This is a genomic window from Proteus penneri (assembly GCF_003144535.1).
In the GTDB taxonomy this organism is placed as follows: domain Bacteria; phylum Pseudomonadota; class Gammaproteobacteria; order Enterobacterales; family Enterobacteriaceae; genus Proteus; species Proteus penneri.
Window position 1 is genome coordinate 79,344 of sequence record NZ_PHFJ01000009.1, and the last position, 24,029, is coordinate 103,372.

Genomic DNA, 24,029 nt, shown 5'->3' on the forward strand with positions numbered 1-24,029 from the left:
AATTTTTATTCATTAACATTGGAACATACTAGTATTAAAGATTGGCCATTGTTTTCTATTTTATCAGGGAAATTAATTTGGCATTTTTTATTTCCACCCCAGCTAACAGTCATTGATTCATTTGGATTAATACCTGTTATATAAGCATTACCAAATTCACCTACTATGCCAGTATTTCTATCTTTCGAATTCGTTATTTGAGCTGCAAAAGGAGGATAACTGCCATCATTTAACCTAATAACAACCATTAATTTCATACCTGAATTAACTTCAAATTTACGATAACCAATAGCACCTTCAGTCAACGTTGCTAATAATACGTTGTCATTAACCTCGGCATCCTCAGGAAGGTTATTAATATCAATTTTAATTTTATTTTTATAATAACTATTCACTTCAGGTAAAATAGCTTTGCCGAAAGCATTTGTATAGACAGGAGTGCTATATCCTTGAACAGGAATATTTTCAACACCATCGGTATCAACTAACAGACGTGTACCACCAGGTAAACTACTTCTATGTATGGCCCCACCATTCATTGTCATAGTCAAACCACCCTGCACATTCAAACCAAATGCAGTATATTGATTATGAACATAAGCAGCTGTCCCGCTTAACGTGGCATTATTCGTTTCATGATAAATATAAGCGTTAGCAAGACCACCTTTACGTTGATTACCCGCACTTATTCTATATGAAGTATTATCATCAACACGATTGAAGAAACCAACGCTATTTGAAATATTATTATCATTATCAATGTTTGAACTGTAACTTAAATTACCACCAGTTCCCCAAGGCATGGTCATACTTACATAAGCACCTTGGTCATTACCCCAATTACTTTTATTTCTAAATAGACTTAATGATAAAGATAAATTTTTATAATTACCGATGTCAAAATATTTTATTGCAGTGAAATCATAACGGTTTTGGTCAGGCTGATTCCAATATGTTTGGTAACGATAATTTAAACCTGTTGAAAGTCGATAATCTCTAAAGTTTTTACTTAGTGTAACGGTATATAATTCTTTTTGGTGATTTTCCCGAATACCATTATTTTGTTGAGCATCTAAAAATTGAGACATACTCATAAAATCACGTTCAGAAAAACGGTATCCAGCAAATTGTATTTGGCTATCTATATCATCAAATCTTTTCGAATAACTAATTCGATATGAACGACCTTGGTACTTATCTTTGTTACCACCATTATAAAGCTTAGCAATAGATTGAGTTACATCAAACGACAGTGCACCAAATATAAGTAAATCACGTCCAAAACCAGCAGAAAACGCATTATAATTTTGGCTATTAATACTACCTGCAAATAGTGACCAACCGTTTGTTACACCCCATGAGAACTCACCTGTGGCAAACACATCCCCATTAACTCGGTGATCCATATCTGCTGGGCGTCCAAAAGCGACTTTATATCTCACTTGTCCAGGACGAGTTAGATAAGGGATTGTCGCAGTATTAACTTGATATTCTTGAACACGTCCATCTTGCTCTTCAACTCTAACGTCTAAAGTACCACTAACTGCACTACTTAAATCTTGAATGCTAAAAGGTCCGGCGGCAACTTGGGTCTGATAAATAATTCGTCCTTGTTGCGAAATAATGACTTGAGCACTGGTCTGTGCGACACCATTAACCTCTGGAGCATATCCACGTAAATTTGGTGGTAACATAGATAAGTCAGAACCTAATACCGCACCAATAAATCTAAATGTATCAAATAGATCAGATTCTAAATAAACTTCTCCCAACGTTAATTTAGCTTTTAGCTGGGAAATTGCGCGATAAGCATAAAATCGGCTCCACTTAAAATCTGTATTTACAGTCTCTTCAGATCCTGTACCATGGTTTAAACGTCCTTGCCAATCACCACGAACACGCCAAACACCTAAGTTAATACCAGTAACACCATTACTATTTAATGAATATGTATTATTTCCTGACTTATGAGGTCTATTTGTTTTAGCATTTATATTGTAGTCAAATATAAGTCCAGAGATACCTTCATCCCAACGTGAAGCTGGCTCCCATGTTGCATCTGAATATTCGATATAGGCTTGAGGCATACTAATATGTAATGTCAATGTACCAAGATCACCAGTATAAGTTGCACCAGGGAGTGAACTCCAATCAAGGCAACTTTCATCATTTAGCCAAGTGATTTGTTTCAATATTTCTGGTTTTAGGGCTAATAATGAAACTTGTTCTGGTGATAAACAGACTGAACTACCTGTTTCTCGAGATTCATCAGCATAAAAAGTGATTGGTTGTTCAGCAATAACATTTTGGTTAAGCTGAATTTTTAATGTGTAGGTTCCTGGTAGAATATACCCTGACTTTGAAAACTGGGTGACATCAATATTTTCGCCATCTTCTAAATTAAACATATTTGAACTAAATTCAAATGTGTTTGAATAAGCCGGATTAAAAATAAAAAAGGCACTTATTATGATCAGCTTTCTTACTAATACATTTTTTATTTTCAATAATAACATTATGATTATCCGAATAACTAGAATTAGTAATAACTGATTCTATAAATAATAATAGTATGAAAATCACCTGCTCTTATATCAGAGCCATCAGCAATAAGTCTTAATTTATAATTTAAAAACATATCCCCAGGTGAGATTTGTATTTTATCCATACTCTTCCCTGGTATAGCTAACTGCTCACTGGTATCTTTTATTTGTAAAACAACGCCTCTTGCGTCTCCATTGACGGTATAATAATTACCATTATTAGCTCCATCAAAAGTTACATCGAAACTTTCCCATTGAAAGTTTTCTTTTGCTGTTGACACCAACTGGCAATCTATCAATTTAATTGAAAACTCTTTTTCTGGAGATGAACCATATTGGGACATATATGAAATAGGAATAATACCTAAATCTATTGATTGATCTGCACTTCCCGTATCAATTAAGCAAGGTGTTTCAACTATAGTTCCCCTCATATCAACTCGACCATGTCCTTGTTCTGTGGACGAATACGTATATGAAGTGACTAATAATAATGATAAAAGAGATATCAATTTTTTCATTAATAGTTCCAATTAGTAGAACAGGTCAGTTTTATATTAATAAAACTGACCTGCTATTTCTTATTGGTATGCTAAAGTAAAGTTAGCGGTTGCGTAGAATTCACCGACTTTAATAGCCTCATCACCTGTACCACCAAGACCTTTCACATAAGAAGCGAATTGTAGAGTGTTAGGACCAGTACTTAATTGGTGTGGTTTAGTGGCAACGTTGTTCACTACTTTGCTGTCACCAGAAACAATTGCAATACCAGCACCCATTCCTTCTTTGCCATCAAATCCAATTAAGTTGGTATCTTTACCAGCATCAGTGAAGCTAAATGTAGTAGTAACTTGTTTATCAGTTAAGTCAGAGATATCACAGTCAGCTAATTCAATGCTAAATGTTTTAACATGACTTTCACCAGTGTTACTATTAGCAGCTAGTTCCTTACGAGATATTTGGCCGAAATCAACTTCGATTGGGTTTTCTGATTCTATTGAGCATGGAGCATCAATAATATAGCCGTGGAACTTCACTTGACCAGAATCTTGACCTTGTCCACCAGCAGCAAATGCTGATGAGCTTAAAGCTACGGCAGTAGTAATTAAAGTAGCAACAATAACCTTTTTCATACTTTTCCTCTATAATATAAGTAACATCTTATTGACTCTAACGGATGAGCACTTTTAAAAATGATGGACATAGGTATCTTATTTCCATAATAAGATAAACATAATATTCCTTTTAATTTTAAATAAAGGAATATTATGTTTACTCATTAGGGAAAAACTAATGAAATAAATTTTTAGCTTAATGCGCTGATTTAACAGCTAAATTTGGTGGCCCCTACTGGACTTGAACCAGTGACCAAGCGATTATGAGTCGCCTGCTCTAACCAACTGAGCTAAGGGGCCTTAATGGAGTGTGATTATACGTGCCATTTGGCACTAGGTCTAGCCTTTGAATGACTGTATGCGCAATTTATGTTCAATTTAAACAATAAAAAAATAAAACAGAGAATAACTATGATATCAATAAGATAGCGTAACGATATCATTAATAAGCATGCGTACAGATACAAAAATATAAATAATAAGGCTATTTTTTATAAATATATGTAGGTGAAATCTATCGTAGTTTAAAGAGATTGTAGATATCGTATCTAAATCCTCATAAAAAAACGCCTGTGATATCACAGGCGTTCATTATAACTTTTATTGAGAGGGAAGTTGATTACTCATCAAGGAAGCTACGTAACACTTCAGAACGGCTTGGGTGGCGTAATTTACGCAGTGCCTTCGCTTCAATCTGACGAATACGTTCACGGGTAACATCAAACTGTTTACCCACTTCTTCCAAGGTATGGTCTGTATTCATATCAATACCAAAACGCATACGCAAGACTTTCGCTTCACGCAGTGTTAAGCCAGCTAACACTTCGTGAGTTGCTGAGCGTAAGCTTTCTGATGTCGCAGAATCCAGTGGCAATTCGAGAGTTGTATCCTCGATAAAATCACCTAAATGTGAATCTTCATCGTCACCGATTGGGGTTTCCATGGAGATAGGTTCTTTAGCGATTTTTAGTACCTTACGGATCTTGTCTTCAGGCATTAACATGCGTTCTGCAAGCTCTTCTGGTGAAGGCTCACGTCCCATCTCTTGCAACATTTGACGAGAGATACGGTTCAGTTTATTAATCGTTTCGATCATATGAACAGGGATACGGATTGTACGCGCCTGATCAGCGATTGAACGAGTAATTGCCTGACGGATCCACCATGTTGCATAAGTTGAGAACTTATAACCACGACGGTATTCAAATTTATCAACCGCTTTCATCAAACCGATATTCCCTTCCTGAATTAGGTCAAGGAACTGTAAGCCACGGTTGGTATATTTTTTCGCGATAGAGATAACGAGACGTAAGTTCGCTTCGACCATCTCTTTTTTCGCACGACGTGCTTTTGCTTCACCGATAGACATGCGACGGTTAATATCTTTAACCTGTTCGATTGTCAATCCAGTTTCAACTTCAATTTGTTGCAGTTTTTGTAAGCTGCGTTGTACTTCTTCTTCAATGCCTGCTAGCTTTTCAGACCAAGGCTTATTCATTGCTCGAGCAGCAGTAAACCATGTGTCATTAGTTTCGTTACCTGTAAACAGCGTAATGAAGTTTTTCTTAGGCATCTTAACTTGATCAACACAAAGACGCATGATGTGACGCTCTTGAGTACGAACTCTGTCCATCATTTCACGCATATTGTTAACCAAATAATCAAACTGTTTCGGTACTAAACGGAACTGTTTGAAAATTTCAGATAACAATAAGATTTCAAGCTCTGTATCTTTGTGGTTGCGACCTTTCGCCTTGATAGTTTGGCGAGTTTTTTCGTATTGCTCACGAAGCTCAGTAAACTTCTGACGTGCTAATTCAGGATCGATGCTGTTATCGTCATCGCTATCGCTGTCATTGTCGCCATCTTCGTCTTCATCTTCATCTTCGTCTTCAGCGTCATTGGCAACTTCATCATCTTCTTTGCCTAAATTGACATCTTCACTTTCTGCCACTTCTTCGGCATTAGGGTCAATAAATGCAGTAATTAAGTCTGAAAGACGTGCTTCGCCTGCTTCAACACGATCATATTGTTCAAGAAGATAAGTAATTGCTTCAGGATATTCTGCAACGGAACATTGAACTTGATTAATACCATCTTCAATGCGTTTTGCGATATCAATTTCACCTTCCCGGGTGAGCAGTTCAACTGTACCCATTTCACGCATATACATACGCACAGGGTCGGTTGTACGGCCAATCTCAGATTCTACACTAGAAAGTACCTGAGCTGCGGCTTCTGCAGCATCATCATCAGTATCATTTGAATTTTCTGCCAGCATCAGATCATCGGCGTCAGGTGCTTCTTCCATAACCTGAATGCCCATGTCGTTAATCATCTGGATGATGTCTTCGATTTGATCTGAATCGACGATATCTTCCGGCAGATGGTCATTGACCTCAGCATAGGTCAGGTAGCCTTGCTCCTTACCTTTAGTAACAAGTAGCTTCAGCTGTGACTGCGGGTTTTGCTCCATAAGACGGTATCCACACTTCAAAGTAATTTGGGTTGGTGTCGGGTCGGCGATAACTGTTTAGCCAACAATAACTACGGAGGGGCATTTTCATTGTCGATTGCTACGATCCCCTCAGCGTAGCAAATGTAGGTTTTTAGTACCTACCGATAGCGGCAATTAAGCCGTGTTTTTAATCTTAATTTTGTATTTACTTTTTAACGCGTGCCTGTATTATCAATTGGACTTCTTCGCGTTCATCTTGCGTTAGACCTTCTGTTCTCTCTTTCGCAATAAGCGCGTTTAAACGTTCGTCCATTGCGGTTAAAAAAATATGATCTAACGTGTCTGTAAAGGTTTTTTCTGCAATCTCATCTATATCTATATCGTTCCACATTGCCAATTTTTCAAGCTGTTTACCGAATTTATTCTCTCTATAGAGTTCGATAATCTGTCCTGTATTCAGGCCTGGTTGTGCTTGGCAAACAGAAACTAATTCAATAAAAAGCGATAAACCTGCGATTTTTTCTGTACTTAATCCCTCGAGAGGGGGCACTAATTTAGAGAATTCTGGGTTTTGTATCAATAGGGCAATCAATATACGCATCGGTGTTGTGCGTAATTTTGTCGGTTGATACGATAACTCGTGATTAACCGGCGTTCTGCCAAATAATCGATCCATCTGCTCAATATCGGGATTTCCCGTTAAGCTTCCAAGCTCTCTTAATAAATATAGACGTAAAGTTTCACTTGGGATCTTATCTATTAATGGTCTGGCTAAACTATATAGCTTACCATTGCCTTCTTGAGTACTCAGATCCACTTGAGGAACGAGTGAATCAAATAAAAATTCTGATAATGAATGTGCTTGTTCCATACGTTTTTCAAAAGATTCTTTACCTTCACGACGAACCAGAGAATCGGGATCATCACCTTCGGGTAAAAACATAAAACGTAAAGAGCGGCCATCATTTAAAAAAGGAAGGGCGGTTTCTAATGCTCGCCATGCGGCATCACGTCCAGCTCTATCTCCATCATAGCAGCAAATAATGTTATCCGTTGTTCGAAAAAGCAACTGGATATGTTCTGCTGTGGTGGAGGTTCCTAATGAGGCAACGGCATAATCAATACCAAACTGTGCTAATGCCACAACATCCATATAACCTTCAACAACTAATAGCTTTGTGACGTTATTATTAGATTGTTGTGCTTCATAAAGTCCGTAAAGTTGACGGCCCTTATGGAAAATCTCTGTTTCTGGTGAGTTTAAGTATTTAGGTAAATCATCACCTAAAACACGCCCACCAAAGGCAATAACTCGGCCACGTCTATCTCGGATAGGAAACATGACGCGTTGGCGAAAACGATCATAAGTGCGACCATTATCGTTAGTGATTACCATACACGCTTCAAGAAGTAAGGCTCTATTATCGGCATCTTGACCAAAACGTTTTAGGACGTTATCCCAACCAGTTGGCACAAATCCAATAGAAAAACGGGTAATAATTTCTTCACTAAGCCCACGATGCGCAAGGTAGTTTCTTGCTTCCTGTGCATCAGGTTTATTGAGAGCGTTACTATAATACTGATTCAATCTCTCCATCACTTGATAGAGATTTTGTCTTATATGTCGTTCAATAGGGCTACTGCCTGTTCCTGATTCATAAGGAACTTCTAACCCATGCATTGCTGCTAACTCTTCAATGGTTTCGACAAAATCGAGCCTGTCGTAATTCATCAAAAAATCAATAGCATTGCCATGCGCGCCACAACCAAAACAGTGGTAAAACTGTTTGTCACTATTTACTGTAAAAGAGGGCGTTTTTTCATTATGAAACGGACAACACGCTGAATGATTTTTGCCTTGTTTTTTTAACGGCACGCGAGCGTCGATAAGATCGATGATATCGGTTCGAGCTAGCAAATCATTGATAAATGAACGTGGAATTCGTCCAGCCATAAGCCCTTTTACGCCTGTTGTTGAACGAGAATAAGCCGCGCTCTCGAAAGAAAGCACGGCCTTTAACTGCGACTACTGTGTCTGCATATGTTGCGGTATAAGCCGCAATATATTAGTACAGACGAGTACGACGTGCGTTTTCGCGAGCTAATTTTTTAGCGTGACGTTTTACTGCTGATGCTTTAGCACGTTTACGTTCAGTCGTTGGTTTTTCATAAAACTCACGACGACGAACTTCTGCTAATACGCCTGCTTTTTCACAAGAGCGTTTGAAACGACGAAGAGCAACGTCAAATGGCTCGTTTTCACGTACTTTGATTACCGGCATGTGCCTCTCACCTCAATAGAAATCGGTTTGCGCTGGCATTATTTAAGCCAGCCGACATTTAAAATGGTGCGGAATTTTACTTCAAAGCAGGGCACTTTGTAAAGAGATGCACAAAATTGAAACGCAAACTCTCACTTTTGTGTCTTTTTAATAAGCACAAAAAGCGAAAGTCGCTAACCACACATTTAAATCACTTAAAATAGGTGGATAATTATAGACCAGAAAAAGGAATTTGTCACATGCTGGTATGTAAAAGATGTCGTGAAGGCGTATAAAATCACCGAAATAATGATACAATTGACTTATTACGCGGATCAGCGATGAAGAATTTGGAAGCGTCATGCGAGTTTTAGGTATTGAAACATCTTGCGATGAAACCGGTATCGCAATTTACGATGATAAAGCCGGTCTATTAGCAAATCAACTTTATAGCCAAATTAAATTGCACGCCGATTATGGTGGTGTGGTTCCTGAGTTGGCTTCACGAGATCATATCCGTAAAACAGTGCCACTTATTCAAGCCGCGCTTAAAGAAGCAAATCTGACTGCAAAAGATATTGATGCGGTTGCTTATACTGCGGGACCTGGTCTTGTAGGCGCATTACTTGTAGGTGCAACTATTGGGCGTTCATTAGCGTTTGCGTGGGATGTTCCCGCTATTCCTGTTCATCATATGGAAGGCCATTTATTAGCACCAATGCTTGAAGAAAAAACCCCCGAGTTTCCATTTGTGGCACTTCTGGTTTCTGGTGGTCATACACAGTTAATTAGTGTGACAGGAATTGGTGAATACACCTTATTGGGTGAATCTATAGATGATGCTGCTGGTGAGGCTTTTGATAAAACGGCAAAACTGTTGGGATTAGATTACCCTGGTGGTCCAGTATTATCGAAAATGGCGCAACAAGGTACAGAAGGCCGCTTTGTTTTTCCTCGTCCAATGACAGACAGGCCGGGACTTGATTTTAGTTTCTCAGGTTTAAAAACTTTTGCGGCTAATACTATTCGTCAAAATGATGATACAGACCAAACGCGCGCGGATATCGCACGCGCGTTTGAAGATGCAGTTGTTGATACGTTAGCAATAAAATGTCGTCGAGCCTTAGAACAAACAGGTTTTAAGCGTTTAGTCATGGCGGGTGGAGTGAGTGCAAACCGCACATTACGTGCAAAAATGGAAGCTGTTATGAAGCAAATCGGTGGAGAAGTCTTTTATGCTCGCCCTGAGCTTTGTACAGATAATGGCGCAATGATTGCATTGGCAGGTATGATCCGTTTTAAAGGTGGTACAGAAGGCCCATTAAGTGTGACGGTAAGACCACGTTGGCCTTTAGCTGAATTACCTGCGCTTGATAAGCAATAATTTATTTGAGTATTTAGATTTTATTCCTTTGTTAAAAAGCCACTTTTTTTCAAAAGTGGCTTTTTGTTTTTGGTGTTTATTTGAAGCGTAGCGTAATGTAATTAATCTTCTTTTTCTTGTTCTTTTGCTTCTTGAATGATCTCTTTTTCTGTTTTTTCCGTTTTTTTCTTCAATTTTTGCCAAATCCGACTCTCTTGACCACGCCATAAACGTTGAATATTGTCATGATGGCGGTAAAGTACAAGGCATGATAATAACGCAACGGGATAAGTGAATTCTGGTTTAAACCACCAAACATAAAAAGGGGCGAGTAATGCGCTGATAATCGCGCCAAGTGATGAATAGCCACTAAGTAATACGGTGAGTAACCACGTTCCTGCGATAAGACCACTTAAATCCCAGCCAATTGCGGCAATGGCACCAAAGGCGGTTGCAACCCCTTTTCCTCCTTTAAAGTGGAAAAAAACAGGGTAGATATGCCCAAGACATGCGGCAATGGCAACAATGCCGAGGTAAAAAGGAGGCACATTTAAGTAATAGGCGAGCCAAACAGGGATCATCCCTTTTAGGACGTCACAGATAAGAACGGCTGCTGCGGCTACTTTTCCACCAATACGTAGGACGTTGGTCGCTCCGGGATTGCCAGAGCCAAATTTTCTTGGATCAGGTAATCTTGCCAGTCGGCAAATCAATATCGCGCTGGAGATTGAGCCGCACAAGTAGGCGAAGATGATCATTCCAAGTGCGTTAGCACTCATTTGTATTCTCCAATGTTTATGTAAGTTCGTTAGGCATGTATGGATAATACGCATATTTCATCGGAAGTGGTATCCGATGAACAGAAAAAATAAGAGATGACGTGATGGATATCGTATTTATTGAGCAATTATCAGTAATAACTACAATCGGTGTTTATGATTGGGAAAAAACCATAAAACAAAAATTAGTGTTCGATATCGAAATGGAATGGGATAACAAACGCGCATCCCAAACTGATGATGTTGTTCATTGTTTAGATTATGCCAGTGTGAGCAATGCAATCATTGATTATGTCGAGAGTCGACGTTTTGAATTAGTTGAACGAGTAGCTGAAGAAGTGGCACAGCTATTGATAACGCAATTTGCTGTACCAAGAGTAAAAATTAAATTAGCGAAACCGGGAGCTATTGCACAAGCGACAAATGTGGGTGTGATTATTGAGCGTAAAGCTTAATTACTCACTTTCTCGATTAAGTTGCGATTTCCATTTAATAATCGCAACTTCTCGTTGCTTGGTTAGCGCATCTCGTATTGCACTTCCTTTTAATCCACTTTCAATGATTGGCTTAATATCCACATTATTTGCAACGGCGAAAGCTTGGCAAAAAAATGCGTGTTGTGGATAAGCTCGGTTTTCTAACCCGAGACGTCCTCTAGCATCCGCTTCACTGACCATTGCTAATTGTTCAACACGTTCAGGCTTTCGCCATGCATCAATAGCATCAAATAAGCGGATAATTTTAGAAGGGCGCATTCTATCGATACGATGGATATGATCGTGAAATTTTGCTGTTAAACGAGCCAAATCACGAATGTGATTTGGAATACGATATCGTTGACACAATGCTTCAACTAAAGGTACACCAGCAGGGCCATGACCGTGATGATGAGGCCAATTTTCAGGAGGCGTTAATCCTTTTCCTAGATCATGACATAAGGCACTAAAGCGTACCGCAATATCGTCTGTTAATTGACTGGCGATATTCAGTACCATCATGGCATGAATACCCGTATCGATTTCTGGGTGCCATTTTTCAGGAGCTGGTACGCCAAATAAGGCATCAATTTCGGGGAAAAGAACTTTTAAAGCACCGCACTGGCGTAAAACTTCAAAGTAAACCTGAGGGGCATGGCTCTCAAGGGCTTTTTCAGTCTCTTTCCAAACGCGTTCTGCCGTTAGTGCATTTAGTTCGCCACTTTGTGCCATTGTCTTCATTAATTGCAGTGTTTCTGGTGCTACGCTAAAACCTAAAGGCGCAAATCGAGCCGCAAAACGTGCAACCCGCAAAACTCTTAAAGGATCTTCTGAAAAGGCATCGGAGACGTGGCGAAGCAATCGTGCATTGATGTCATCTATACCTTGGTAAGGGTCAATGTATTCACTATTTGCAGAATGCGCTATGGCATTTATAGTGAGATCGCGACGTGCAAGATCGTCTTCTAATGTGACATCAGGAGCGGCATAACAAGTAAATCCCGTGTAACCTGATCCAGATTTTCGTTCCGTACGTGCAAGTGCATATTCTTCATGTGTATCAGGATGAAGAAAAACAGGAAAATCTTTGCCGACTTGTTGATAGCCTTGTTGTAACAGTTCTTCGGGTGTTGCGCCAACAACAACCCAATCTCTGTCTTTTACAGGTATCTGTAATAATTGATCACGCACAGCGCCACCAACAAGGTATATATTCACGGGATCATGATTCCTTTTGGCTGAATATTAGTTCATCCAACGATCGTTGCGTTTACGACGACGAGGAATGATATGCGGAAGGATCAGACCAAAAATCAGACCTGCACCAGCAACACCACCACCATACATAAACCACTGTAAAATGATGTCACGTTGTCGGTCATCTAACTGTTGATTAGCAAAATCGAGTTTTTTCTCTGCGACAGCGAGCTTTGTTCTCATTTGCTCATTTTCTTTTTTCAAACCATTGATGATGTCATCGCTGTTTGAAACTTTATTTTGCATATCAATGGTGCGTTGGTTCCAGCTTTGGTCGATATTTGCCAGTTTATCACGCAGTGTTTGGATCTCTTTTTCCATAGCAGGGATGCGAGTACGCATACTTGGCTGTGTGCTGAGTTGGTTTTCTGGTAACCAAACGGTACGATCTTTATCATCTTTAACCTGTACATAACCCGTTGCTGCATTACGAGAAAGTACAGTCACGGTTGAGCCCGAATTTAAAGAGCCAACAATTCGATACTGATTTCCAGGTCCACTGTGTACATAAGTGGATAATTCATCGGAAACATAGCGAGTTTCTGCGTGTGAGCTCAGAGAAACACCTAAGCCAAGTAAGGAAAGAAAAAGTAAGGGTAATTTTCGCATTATGTTTTCAACTTTTTTATCTATACAAGAGAATATTTTTACTGATACTAAAGAGTAAAGTTTGCGTAAGCAAATAGTAAACCAGAATGAGAACACTCTTAACTGGTAGAATATAGGGATAATCTGCCTTTTATTCATTATTGTTATTAGGCTATCACTTGCTAAATGAAAATGCGTTAAATATTTTACTAATCAATTGATTTACTTAAGGGAAATAGAATGAGCCAATTAGAAACCGAACTCAAAATGAGTGCCATACCTGCCGCTATTCCTCACATTATTCAGCGCATTCTGACTCTACCACATCAGCACGCTGCCCCCAAAAAGCTGACTAATCTTTACTTTGAGACGACAGATAATCAAATTCGTCGTTGGGATATGGGGTTGCGTATTCGTGGTGTTGATGAACGTTATGAAATGACAATTAAAACAGCGGGTAAAGTTGTTGCAGGTTTGCATCAACGTCCAGAATATAACGTTGAATTAATACAACCTAAATTAGATTTGGCTCGCTTTCCTGCGGAAATCTGGCCAGAAAAAACGGATCTCACTTTATTAGAATCCCAGCTTAATGTGTTATTTCATACCGATTTTTATCGTGAAATCTGGCTTGTTGAGTATCAAGACAGTCAAATAGAAGTGGTCTTAGATCAAGGTGCTATTCGTACTGAGCAATATGAATTACCCATCGAAGAGTTTGAGCTAGAACTTAAAAAAGGTAAGGTGTCAGACGTTATTGCATTAGCGACGTATTTAGGTGAAAAAGGCGGATTACGTCTTGCCTCTCGCAGTAAAGCGGCTCGAGGTTATTATCTGGCAAAAGATAAGCCTGCGTTATCGTTGAGTGTCGTAAATCTTTCTCCTAGTGATACAACGGCACAACAACTGACAAAATGGTTAAGTGCAATACAGGCATTAGAAGAAGCTATTTTTGCTAATCCAACACCTCCGACAATAACTATGCCAGCGATGTTGGCATTATTTTCAGATTGGTGTAAAAAACAGTCAGATCTGCCTGAATTTATGCAACAGTCACTCAATGCAATTTCACCGTTAACATTTACAACTGCAACCGACTATTATCATGTTTTATGGTTGAACTTTAAGTTATCTTCTACGTCGTGGTTACTGTCTATTGCTTAATTTCCTGACAACGTGAGAATCTATTTATGTCTGTTATCAGTGTACTTCAATCATTGTGGGATAAAGCACAGTGTGGTTTTTCTTCTCAACTTAATGCGCTGGCACCTTTTAGTGAACAAGAACAACAATTTCTTGCATTTAGTCCCTTTGCAACCGAGCATTTTCGGGTTAATCCTCAATGGTTGACTGATATCAGGCAAAATCCACCAACTTGTGTCGAATGGCAGAGTTATGAATCTCAATTAACGGCAAAATTAGCCAATATTGATAATGAAGATGATGTGATGCGGATCTTACGCCAATTTCGTCATCAACAATTAGTGCGAATTGCATGGTTACAATTTTTTCAATTAGGCGATATTCCTTGTGTGCTAAAACATTTGAGTGTATTGGCTGAAACATTAATTTGTGTCGCGAGAGATACGCTTTATCAGCAATGTTGCCAACAATGGGGGACGCCTTGTGATAGTGAAGGTAAACCTCAGCCATTACTGATTTTAGGCATGGGGAAATTAGGTGGATTTGAACTTAATTTTTCTTCTGATATCGACTTAATTTTTGCCTATCCTGAAAATGGATTTACGCAAGGTGGACGTCGAGAATTAGATAACGCACAGTTTTTTACTCGCTTAGGTCAAAAGCTTATTAAAGCGCTGGATCAGCATACCATTGATGGTTTTGTCTATCGTGTTGATATGCGACTACGCCCTTTTGGTGAAAGTGGGCCTTTGGTGATGAGCTTTGCGGCGCTGGAAGATTATTACCAAGAGCAAGGGCGAGACTGGGAGCGCTATGCAATGATCAAAGCGCGTGTTTTAGGTGCAGAAAAGAGAGAGTATTGCCAAGTTTTACGGCAAATGTTGCGTCCTTTCGTTTATCGTCGTTATATTGATTTTAGTGTTATTCAATCACTTAGAAATATGAAATCCATGATAAGTCGTGAAGTTCGTCGTCGTGGCATGATTGATAATATAAAATTAGGCTCTGGTGGTATTCGTGAAATCGAATTTATTACTCAGGTTTTCCAGTTAATTCGTGGAGGAAGGGAGCCTGAGTTACAAAACAATTCATTATTAACAGTGCTTAATGTTATTACCAAACTTGAACTGTTAACGTCACAAGAAACCGCCCAATTGTCTGATAGTTATCTTTTCCTTCGTCGATTAGAAAACTTACTGCAATCTATTGGCGATCAACAAACCCAAACTTTACCTGAAAGTGAAGAAGATAAAGCACGGTTAACTTTCGCAATGGGATTTGATCATTGGGATACGCTTTATCAAGAGATTAACCACAAGATGCAGGCTGTTTCCGTGATTTTCACGCAATTAATTGGTGAAGAAGACGAGAACGATGATGAAGATGATATCTCTGAATTTAAACGTCTTTGGTTACTTGGACGCTTACCTGAAACGTCGTCATTATTTCATGAAACATTAACCATTGAAGCGCTTGAGGCTATAAATCAGACGTTGCAGATTTTTCGCCAAGATATTGGCAAGCGAACTATTGGGCCGAGAGGACGCGATGTTCTTGACGCCTTAATGCCAAAACTATTGGCTAAAATTTGCCAGCAACCTCAAACATTAGTCACGTTAAAACGGATCACTCCATTACTATTAAGCATTGTCAGTCGCACGACATATTTAGAGTTGATGCAAGAGTCTGATGAAGTTTTAACACACGTTATTCGATTATGTGCAGCATCTCCGATGATCGCAGAACAATTAGCGCTTCATCCTTTATTGTTAGATGAATTACTTGATCCTAATTCACTCTATCAGCCACTACCTTTAGATGCCTATCGTGATGAATTACGTCAATATTTATTACGTGTACCAGAAGAAGATGAAGAGCAACGATTAGAAGCACTGCGCCAATTTAAGCAAGCCCAACTGTTGCGCATTGCTGCGGAAGATATCACAGGTGTATTACCGGTGATGAAAGTTAGCGATCATTTAACCTATTTAGCTGAAGCTATTATTCATGCGGTTGTGCATCAAGCTTGGTCATATATGGTGAAACGTTATGGTGAGCCTGAACATTTATCTCATCGTGATGGATTGGGCTTTGCGGTGATTGGATACGGTAAATTGGGGGGATGGGAATTAGGCTATAGCTCAGATTTGGACTTGGTTTTTTTATTAGATTGTCCAATGAATATCATGACAACTGGAGCAAAACAGATTGATGCCCGCCAATTTTATCTTCGTTTAGCACAGCGTATTATCCATTTATTTAGTACCCGAACCTCCTCTGGCGTATTGTATGAAGTCGATGCGCGTTTACGCCCTTCGGGTGAATCAGGAATGTTAGTAAGTACGATCCAAGCTTTCGATGAATATCAGAAAAATGAAGCTTGGACATGGGAACATCAAGCCTTAATTCGCGCCAGAATGATTTACGGAGACGAGCAACTACAACAGATGTTTTCACGTATTCGTCATGAAACGTTGTGCCTTTCTCGTGATGCTGATGTGTTACAAAATGAAGTCCGCGATATGCGTAAAAAAATGGTGCAACATCTTGCACCAACACAAGCAGACAAGTTTGATTTAAAAAACTCATCTGGCGGCATTACCGATATTGAATTTATCGCGCAATATTTAGTATTGCGTTTTTCTCATCAATACCCTGCTTTAACTCGTTGGTCTGATAATGTGCGTATTTTTGAGCTAATGGCAAAGCATCAAGTAATGGATGAAGATGAAGCTCTCGCTTTAACACATGCTTATGTCACTTTGCGTAATGAATTACATCATCTGGCGTTACAAGCATTACCTGCCATTGTGGATAATCATTGTTTTATCGCAGAGCGAGAGTGTGTATTAAAAAGCAAACTGAAGTGGCTTGGTGAACAAGAGTAATGGTTTGTTAGCATGAAGTCTTTATGTGTATCTCTTTTTGCCTAACAAGTTATGGTATTATTTCGGCTTATTTTGAAAATAAATGTGGAGTATGGGATGAAAGTAACGCTGCCGGATTTTAATAAGGCCAATGTGTTGGTTGTCGGTGACGTCATGTTAGACCGCTATTGGTATGGCCCAACAAGTCGAATTTCACCAGAAGCCCCAGTGCCAGTGGTTAAAGTCGATACCACAGAAGAGCGACCAGGCGGTGCCGCAAACGTTGCAATGAATATTGCGTCTCTTGGTGCTAATTCGCGTTTAGTGGGTTTAACAGGTATTGATGAAGCCGCAAAAGCATTGAGTAATACATTAAATCAGGTCAATGTGCGTTGTGATTTTGTCTCTGTTGCGACACACCCAACGATCACAAAATTACGTGTTCTTTCTCGTAATCAGCAATTAATTCGCCTTGATTTTGAAGAAGGGTTTAGCAACGTTGATCCTCAACCTATCTATGAACGAATTCAACAAGCGTTGCCTTCTATTGGCGCTCTGATTTTATCAGATTACGCGAAAGGCGCACTTTCTCATGTTCAAGAGATGATCCAACTGGCAAAAAAAGCGGGTGTACCTGTATTAATTGATCCTAAGGGATCTGATTTTGAACGCTATCGTGGTGCGACGCTATTAACGCCAAATATGTCTGAATTTGAACAAGTCGTTGGGGTATGTAAAACCGATGATGAGCTGGTGGAAAAAGGGACTCAATTAGTTCGAGATTTAGATCTTGAAGCGTTGCTGATCACTCGTTCAGAACGTGGAATGAGCTTACTTCGTGCAAATGAAGCGCCATTGCATTTACCAACCCAAGCACAAGAAGTCTATGATGTTACTGGGGCTGGTGATACGGTAATTGGTGTATTAGCCACCTCTTTAGCTGCTGGCAAACCTTTAAGTGAAGCTTGTTTCCTGGCTAATGCAGCAGCGGGTGTTGTTGTCGGTAAATTAGGAACATCGACAGTATCACCTATTGAACTGGAAAACGCCATTCGTGGTCGTGCTGACAACGGTTTTGGTATAATGGAAGAAGAACAATTAAAACAAGCAGTTGAATTAGCACGTCAGCGCGGTGAGCGTATTGTGATGACTAATGGATGTTTTGATATTCTTCACGCAGGCCATGTTAGTTATTTAGCCAATGCACGAAAATTAGGTGATCGTTTGATTGTTGCTGTAAATAGCGATGCTTCAACAAAGCGTTTAAAAGGTGAAACTCGTCCTGTTAATCCATTAGAGCAACGTATGACAGTGCTTGGCGCTTTAGGTGCAGTAGACTGGGTTGTTGCATTTGAAGAAGATACACCACAGCGTTTAATCGCTTCTGTCTTACCGGATATCTTAGTGAAAGGTGGTGATTATAAACCTGAAGATATCGCGGGTAGTAAAGAAGTTTGGGCTGCAGGCGGTGAAGTAAAAGTGCTAAACTTTGAAGATGGCATTTCTACAACAAATATTATTAATGCGATTAAAAAGAAATAATTAAGCTCTTTTATTAAGTTTAAAAAGCACTCTACGGGGTGCTTTTTGCTATAGCGATTATTTATTATTAATAACTATTGCTCTCGTTTTAAATGATACTCAACAATATAATCTTGGGTATTTCTATACATTATTGAATAATTTATATAATCACCATTGGTGCTGTATGATAATGTGCTGAGTCTTAATATTGGAATGTTATTCTCTATTTTTAATAATTGACAAATATTGTTGTCTGGTATTATAGGGTGAAATGTCTCGTAACTTCCCGCTATTTTTATTTGGCAAATATTTTCAATAAAATCAAATTTAGAACCTTCTAAATGGGTTAAGGTTAAATTACGAAAATATTTAACAGGCATATAACTATCTTCAACAATAAGTGGTTTATTATCAACGTAACGTATTCTCCTTGAATAAAAAATACGTTCATTTGAATTAATTCGTAGTTTACTGGCGATAGATAAAGGACAGGGAATAACGCTAAATTCTATCACTTCACTTCTTACATTGTGGCCTGTATTTGCCATTAATTCGACAAAGCCTTTTAGGCTAGCATTTTCATGATGAACATCTTTTTCTTTAATATAAGTACCAGAGCCATGTTTTCGTTCTAATAATCCTGCGGTCACTAATAAATCCACCGCTTTACGTATTGTCATTCTCGATACGTTGTATTGTTGTGCTAATGATTTTTCTGCTGGTAAAGGGTCACCAATTTGGTATCCAGCCGAATTTATTTGAATTCTTAGGCTTTTTGCAATGTCTTTGTAGATCACTTTTATACCTCTTTTCACTCTTAAAATCGGCTCTTTTTATTTAATCTATCTGAATATAATTTTTTGATATATAAGAAAATCATTTATAACTCTAAAATGTGAACGTTATCAAAAAATAAAAAGTGATCTGCCTTTTGACTAAAAATGAGATCACTTTGACTGAAAGATTAGTATGAATCAGATCACGAATAACTCATTTCAGATGAGAGAATAAAGAGAAAAGAATCTAATCTGAATTTACAGAAAAAAAATGAATTAAATAGCATATCGTTTCAGTAGCAGTAAATAAGAGGATATTTTTATGCTCAGTCAAATACAACGATTTGGTGGAGCCATGTTTACTCCTGTCCTGCTATTTCCATTTGCAGGTATTGTTGTAGGCATTGCAATTCTATTACAGAATCCATTATTTATTAGTGAAGATTTATTAAGACCCGATAGTTTATTTTCCCAAATTGTTCATATTATTGAAGAAGGGGGATGGACTGTTTTTCGTAATATGCCTCTTATTTTTGCAATTGGCTTACCAATTGGTTTAGCTAAAACTGCACAAGCAAGAGCTTGTCTTGCTGTAATGGTAAGTTTTCTCACTTGGAATTATTTTATTAATGCAATGGGAATAGTTTGGGGCAGTTATTTCGGCGTAGATTTTACAAATGAAATCGGCGGAAATAGTGGCTTAACAATGATAGCTGGAATTAAAACATTAGATACCAGTATTATTGGAGCAATTATTATTGCGGGTATAGTTACCGGTATTCATAATCGTTATTTCGATAAACAACTTCCTGTCTTTTTAGGTATATTTCAAGGAACATCTTATGTTGTATTAATTAGTTTTTTTGTGATGTTACCTTTAGCGTGGATAACATTATTTTTCTGGCCTAAAGTGCAAATTGGTATTCAATCTTTGCAAGTATTTATGGTTGAATCTGGCTCTTTAGGTGTTTGGATATATACCTTTCTTGAACGTATTTTAATTCCTACTGGCTTGCATCACTTTATTTATGGTCCTTTTATTTTTGGTCCCGCTGTCACTGAACATGGTATTCAAGTTGATTGGGCTCAAAATATGCAATATTTCAGTCAAAGCACCCAATCTTTAAAAGAGTTATTTCCTGAAGGTGGCTTTGCTTTACATGGCAACAGCAAAGTCTTTGGTTCTATTGGTATAGCACTTGCTCTTTATTTTACTGCTGCACCTAAAAATAGAGCCAAAATTGCAGGTTTACTTATACCCTCTGCATTGACCGCGGTATTTGTGGGAATAACAGAACCGTTAGAGTTTACATTCTTATTTATCTCTCCGTTATTGTTTGCCATTCATGCCGTGTTAGCCGCCACATTAGCGACAACGCTTTATCACTTTGGTGTTGTCGGAAATATGGGTGGGGGGATCATCGATAATTTCCTGCCTATGAATTGGATCCCTATGTTCCATAACCATTACGGGATGATTATTACACAAATAGTCATAGGCCTTATTTTTACAATGATTTGGTTTGTGGTGTTTAGAACATTAATTATCAAACTTAATTTAAAAACACCAGGTCGTGAAGAAGATGATGAAGAGATCAAGCTTTATAGCAAACAAGATTATAAAAATAAAAAGTCACAAACTTCAGATAGTTCAAAAACAGAAAAAGAAGACCGCAAACTCGCCCTTCCTAAAGGCATTCTTGAAGGCCTAGGGGGAAGTAAAAATATCAAATCTTTAAATAACTGTGCAACACGTTTACGTATTGAAGTGATAGATAACGAGATAGTTGAAACGGATGCCTATTTTAAAGGGCTCGGTGTACATGGTGTGGTGCGTAAAGGTCATGCATTACAAATCATTATCGGGCTACACGTTTCTCAAGTGAGAGACAAAATTGAACAACTTATGAAAGAAGATACACAAAATATCACCTTGTCGGAGGCTATATAATGAAGAAGTTCTCAGTCGTAATTGCAGGTGGCGGTAGTACATTTACACCCGGTATTATTTTGATGCTACTGGAAAATTTAAAACGTTTTCCATTAAGAGCCATCAAATTTTATGACAATGATGCCGAGCGGCAAGAAACCATTGCTAAAGCTTGTGAAATAATTCTTACTGAAAAAGCACCTGAAATTGAATTTTGCTATACCACAGATCCTAAAACTGCTTTCACGGATGTTGATTTTGTTATGGCTCATATTCGTGTTGGTAAATATCCAATGCGTGAAAAAGATGAAAAAATTCCTTTACGCCATGGCGTATTAGGACAAGAAACCTGTGGGCCTGGTGGTATCGCTTATGGTATGCGCTCTATTGGTGGAGTATTGGAATTGGTTGAATATATGGAAAAATATTCACCAAATGCATGGATGCTAAATTATTCTAACCCAGCAGCAATTGTCGCTGAAGCTACTCGCCGTTTAAAACCTAATGCGAAGATCTTAAATATTTGTGATATGCCAATTGGCATTGAATCACGTATGGCACAAATTGCAGGATTAAAATCACGCAAAGAGATGCGAGTCCGTTACTACGGTTTAAATCACTTTGGTTGGTGGACTCAGGTCGAAGATTTGCAAGGTAATGATTTACTGCCGGTTATTCGTAAACATGTTGCCGAACATGGATATATTCCAAAAGTGGCAGGTGAGCCGGTTGAAGCAAGTTGGAATGATACATTCGGTAAAGCAAAAGATGTGTGGGCGTTAGATCCATCAACGATGCCAAACACTTACTTGAAGTATTATCTATTCCCAGATTATGTCGTTGCGCATTCTGATCCTCATCATACTCGTGCGAATGAAGTGATGGAGCACAGAGAAAAGAATGTATTTAGCGCTTGTCGAGCCATTACAGCCGCTGGTAAATCATCAGCAGGTCATCTTGAAATAGATGAACATGCCTCTTATATTGTCGATCTTGCAACGGCTATCGCGTTTAATACTCAAGAAAGAATGTTGCTGATCGTTCCTAATAACGGTTCAATTATTAACTTTGATCCTGAAGCAATGGTGGAGATCCCTTGTATTGTCGGAAGCCATGGGCCAGAGCCTTTAGTCATGGGTAAAATTCCATTATTCCAAAAAGGGATGATGGGCCAACAAGTTGCAGTTGAAAAATTAGTAGTAGAAGCATGGATTGAAAAATCTTATTTGAAACTTTGGCAGGCGATTACAATGTCTAAAACAGTACCTAGTGCGACTGTTGCAAAAGCAATTTTAGATGATTTAATTGAAGCGAATAAAGACTATTGGCCAGAATTAAAATAGTTGTTAATAACGATATTTAGTAGATAAAAAATAACCCTGTGTCTTTATGAGATACAGGGTTTTTGCTTTATGGCTTAAATAAGCAATAAAGTCATTGGCTAAGCTTTATTTTCTGCTGGAGTTTCTACCACAATTTCAACCTCTTCAACTTGGGCAACTTCAGCTTGAGGTTTTGCCTGCAGACTCGCTTCTAGCTCATTTAAACGTTGTTCTAAACGATTAAGTTTTTCACGAGTGCGTAATAAGACTTGAGTTTGTACATCAAACTCTTCGCGATTGACTAAATCCAATTTGTTTAATTGAGATTGCAGAACAGTGCGGATTTTTTTATCAATATCATCACCAAAATCTTTAACGCCTTGTGGCAGTACGTTTTGGATTTGGCGCGCGACTTGTTCAAGTTTTTTCGGGTCCAACATGGGAAATCCTCACAAATAAAATAGAAAGCTGAGGTTAAGTGTAATATGAGGACAGAGGGAATAAAACTAGATATCAAGATTATTGTTACTTTTTATTATAAATCGTTAAATAACCGTATGTCATAAAATGATTATGTGATGAAACAAAGATTGTCGCCGATTGATGATTGCCTCTTATAATTTTAAAGCGTATAGTTTCACCGTTAATCTCAGGGCGGGGTGAAAGTCCCCACCGGCGGTAGATACCTGAATACATAGGTAAAGCCCGCGAGCGCTTTGTGTTGCTATTGTAATGCAAAGGTCAGCAGATCCAGTGTAATTCTGGAGCCGACAGTTAAAGTCTGGATGGGAGAGAATAAAATAGCATCAGTAGGATCATTGTATCCATTCCTGCTGTTTCTGCTTGTGTTTTTATTAAGCAGAGATCCACTCCTAAGACTGCCCTGATTCTGGTAACTTTCATTAATTATTGAGGTTTTTTTACCATGAATCAGACGCTACTTTCCGAATTCGGTAATCCATTTGAGCGTGTTGAACTTGCTCTAGAAGCCCTTCGTGCGGGTAAAGGCGTGATGGTGCTCGACGACGAGAATCGCGAAAATGAAGGCGATATGGTTTTCGCCGCAGAAACAATGACTACAGAACAAATGGCGATGTCTATTCGTCATGGTAGTGGTATTGTTTGTTTATGCATTACAGAAGAACGTCGTCAACAACTTGATTTGCCTATGATGGTGGAGAATAACACCAGTCATTTTCATACGGCATTTACAGTAACGATTGAAGCAGCACAAGGCGTAACAACAGGTGTTTCAGCATCTGATCGTTTAACCACAGTACGTGCAGCCGCCGCTGACAATGCAAAACCAAGTGATTTAAATCGCCCAGGTCATGTATTCCCATTACGTGCTCAACCTGGTGGTGTGTTAACGCGTGGCGGACACACAGAAGCATCAATTGATTTAGCAACTTTAGCTGGTTTTAAACCTGTTGCAGTGTTATGTGAATTAACCAATGACGATGGCACAATGGCAAGAGCACCAGAAGTGATTACTTTTGCTAAAAAGCACAATATGCCAGTGTTAACTATTGAAGATTTAGTGGCTTATCGTCTTCGTAAGGAGAAAAAAGCTGGCTGAAATTAACATGTTATAACCGACACTGAAAACACACACACACTTATTTAA

General features: G+C 38.7%; 19 protein-coding genes, 1 tRNA gene and 1 riboswitch. Of the genes, 8 read left to right on the forward strand and 12 right to left on the reverse strand.

What is annotated here, in order from left to right; translation table 11 throughout:
- Positions 1 to 5: 5 nt before the first annotated feature.
- From CUB63_RS11555 to rpsU, 7 genes are all read right to left on the reverse strand, one after another.
- A complete protein-coding gene (locus CUB63_RS11555; protein WP_109848084.1) occupies positions 6 to 2,516 on the reverse strand; it encodes an outer membrane usher protein in 2,511 nt (836 codons plus the stop codon).
- A 23-nt stretch (positions 2,517 to 2,539) separates the two neighbouring features.
- A complete protein-coding gene (locus CUB63_RS11560; RefSeq protein ID WP_109848085.1) occupies positions 2,540 to 3,064 on the reverse strand; it encodes a fimbrial protein in 525 nt (174 codons plus the stop codon).
- 60 nt (positions 3,065 to 3,124) lie between these two features.
- Positions 3,125 to 3,676 carry a fimbrial protein gene (locus tag CUB63_RS11565; protein ID WP_109848086.1) on the reverse strand — a complete coding sequence of 184 codons (552 nt, stop codon included), beginning with the start codon at positions 3,674 to 3,676 and terminating at the stop codon, positions 3,125 to 3,127.
- Positions 3,677 to 3,881: 205 nt separating this feature from the next.
- Positions 3,882 to 3,958, reverse strand: a tRNA-Ile gene (locus CUB63_RS11570).
- A 319-nt stretch (positions 3,959 to 4,277) separates the two neighbouring features.
- On the reverse strand, positions 4,278 to 6,134 hold the full coding sequence (gene rpoD, locus CUB63_RS11575; RefSeq protein WP_072064321.1) for an RNA polymerase sigma factor RpoD: 1,857 nt from the start codon (positions 6,132 to 6,134) through the stop codon (positions 4,278 to 4,280).
- Between the two features lie 187 nt (positions 6,135 to 6,321).
- Positions 6,322 to 8,070: a DNA primase gene (dnaG, locus tag CUB63_RS11580; RefSeq protein WP_109848087.1), complete on the reverse strand. Its 1,749-nt coding sequence runs from the start codon at positions 8,068 to 8,070 to the stop codon at positions 6,322 to 6,324.
- 112 nt (positions 8,071 to 8,182) lie between these two features.
- Positions 8,183 to 8,398, reverse strand: a complete 216-nt coding sequence (gene rpsU, locus CUB63_RS11585; protein WP_001144069.1) for a 30S ribosomal protein S21 — start codon at positions 8,396 to 8,398, stop codon at positions 8,183 to 8,185.
- A gap of 340 nt (positions 8,399 to 8,738) precedes the next feature.
- On the opposite strand from rpsU, the gene tsaD reads away from it, so the two are divergent.
- Entirely contained in the window at positions 8,739 to 9,761 is a 1,023-nt protein-coding gene (gene tsaD / locus CUB63_RS11590; RefSeq protein WP_109396238.1) for a tRNA (adenosine(37)-N6)-threonylcarbamoyltransferase complex transferase subunit TsaD, read from the forward strand.
- Positions 9,762 to 9,862: 101 nt separating this feature from the next.
- Here the strand turns inward: tsaD and plsY are convergent, their stop codons facing one another.
- Positions 9,863 to 10,519 (reverse strand): glycerol-3-phosphate 1-O-acyltransferase PlsY, encoded by a 657-nt coding sequence (gene plsY / locus CUB63_RS11595; RefSeq protein ID WP_006536028.1) that lies wholly within the window; start codon positions 10,517 to 10,519, stop codon positions 9,863 to 9,865.
- 104 nt (positions 10,520 to 10,623) lie between these two features.
- On the opposite strand from plsY, the gene folB reads away from it, so the two are divergent.
- Positions 10,624 to 10,974 carry a bifunctional dihydroneopterin aldolase/7,8-dihydroneopterin epimerase gene (gene folB / locus CUB63_RS11600; RefSeq protein WP_072064317.1) on the forward strand — a complete coding sequence of 117 codons (351 nt, stop codon included), beginning with the start codon at positions 10,624 to 10,626 and terminating at the stop codon, positions 10,972 to 10,974.
- Here folB and CUB63_RS11605 read toward each other — a convergent pair whose 3' ends face one another.
- On the reverse strand, positions 10,975 to 12,213 hold the full coding sequence (locus CUB63_RS11605; protein ID WP_109848088.1) for a multifunctional CCA addition/repair protein: 1,239 nt from the start codon (positions 12,211 to 12,213) through the stop codon (positions 10,975 to 10,977). It abuts the gene before it with no gap.
- Positions 12,214 to 12,240: 27 nt separating this feature from the next.
- Complete coding sequence (locus CUB63_RS11610) at positions 12,241 to 12,861, reverse strand: TIGR04211 family SH3 domain-containing protein (protein WP_072064315.1); 621 nt, start codon at positions 12,859 to 12,861, stop codon at positions 12,241 to 12,243.
- A 219-nt stretch (positions 12,862 to 13,080) separates the two neighbouring features.
- On the opposite strand from CUB63_RS11610, the gene CUB63_RS11615 reads away from it, so the two are divergent.
- The 3 genes from CUB63_RS11615 (at position 13,081) to hldE (ending at position 18,392) form a co-directional block, all read left to right on the forward strand.
- The gene (locus CUB63_RS11615) at positions 13,081 to 14,004 is read left to right on the forward strand and encodes a CYTH domain-containing protein (RefSeq protein ID WP_109848089.1); all 924 of its coding nucleotides are present in this window, start codon (positions 13,081 to 13,083) and stop codon (positions 14,002 to 14,004) included.
- A 26-nt stretch (positions 14,005 to 14,030) separates the two neighbouring features.
- Positions 14,031 to 16,871 carry a bifunctional [glutamate--ammonia ligase]-adenylyl-L-tyrosine phosphorylase/[glutamate--ammonia-ligase] adenylyltransferase gene (gene glnE / locus CUB63_RS11620; RefSeq protein ID WP_109848090.1) on the forward strand — a complete coding sequence of 947 codons (2,841 nt, stop codon included), beginning with the start codon at positions 14,031 to 14,033 and terminating at the stop codon, positions 16,869 to 16,871.
- Between the two features lie 96 nt (positions 16,872 to 16,967).
- A complete protein-coding gene (gene hldE / locus CUB63_RS11625) occupies positions 16,968 to 18,392 on the forward strand; it encodes a bifunctional D-glycero-beta-D-manno-heptose-7-phosphate kinase/D-glycero-beta-D-manno-heptose 1-phosphate adenylyltransferase HldE (RefSeq protein WP_072064312.1) in 1,425 nt (474 codons plus the stop codon).
- Positions 18,393 to 18,466: 74 nt separating this feature from the next.
- Here hldE and CUB63_RS11630 read toward each other — a convergent pair whose 3' ends face one another.
- Entirely contained in the window at positions 18,467 to 19,171 is a 705-nt protein-coding gene (locus CUB63_RS11630) for a GntR family transcriptional regulator (protein WP_109399982.1), read from the reverse strand.
- Between the two features lie 301 nt (positions 19,172 to 19,472).
- Between CUB63_RS11630 and CUB63_RS11635 the strand changes: the two genes are divergently transcribed.
- Both CUB63_RS11635 and CUB63_RS11640 read left to right on the forward strand, forming a co-directional pair.
- A complete protein-coding gene (locus CUB63_RS11635; protein WP_109848091.1) occupies positions 19,473 to 21,101 on the forward strand; it encodes an alpha-glucoside-specific PTS transporter subunit IIBC in 1,629 nt (542 codons plus the stop codon).
- Positions 21,101 to 22,423, forward strand: a complete 1,323-nt coding sequence (locus CUB63_RS11640; RefSeq protein WP_109848092.1) for a 6-phospho-alpha-glucosidase — start codon at positions 21,101 to 21,103, stop codon at positions 22,421 to 22,423. The genes CUB63_RS11635 and CUB63_RS11640 overlap by 1 nt, the downstream gene beginning before the upstream one ends.
- A 98-nt stretch (positions 22,424 to 22,521) precedes the next feature.
- Here the strand turns inward: CUB63_RS11640 and ubiK are convergent, their stop codons facing one another.
- Positions 22,522 to 22,842, reverse strand: a complete 321-nt coding sequence (ubiK, locus tag CUB63_RS11645) for a ubiquinone biosynthesis accessory factor UbiK (protein WP_072064308.1) — start codon at positions 22,840 to 22,842, stop codon at positions 22,522 to 22,524.
- 201 nt (positions 22,843 to 23,043) lie between these two features.
- Positions 23,044 to 23,203, forward strand: a riboswitch (FMN riboswitch).
- A gap of 124 nt (positions 23,204 to 23,327) precedes the next feature.
- Here ubiK and ribB point away from each other — a divergent pair.
- Positions 23,328 to 23,981 (forward strand): 3,4-dihydroxy-2-butanone-4-phosphate synthase, encoded by a 654-nt coding sequence (ribB, locus tag CUB63_RS11650; RefSeq protein ID WP_006536009.1) that lies wholly within the window; start codon positions 23,328 to 23,330, stop codon positions 23,979 to 23,981.
- Positions 23,982 to 24,029: the final 48 nt, after the last annotated feature.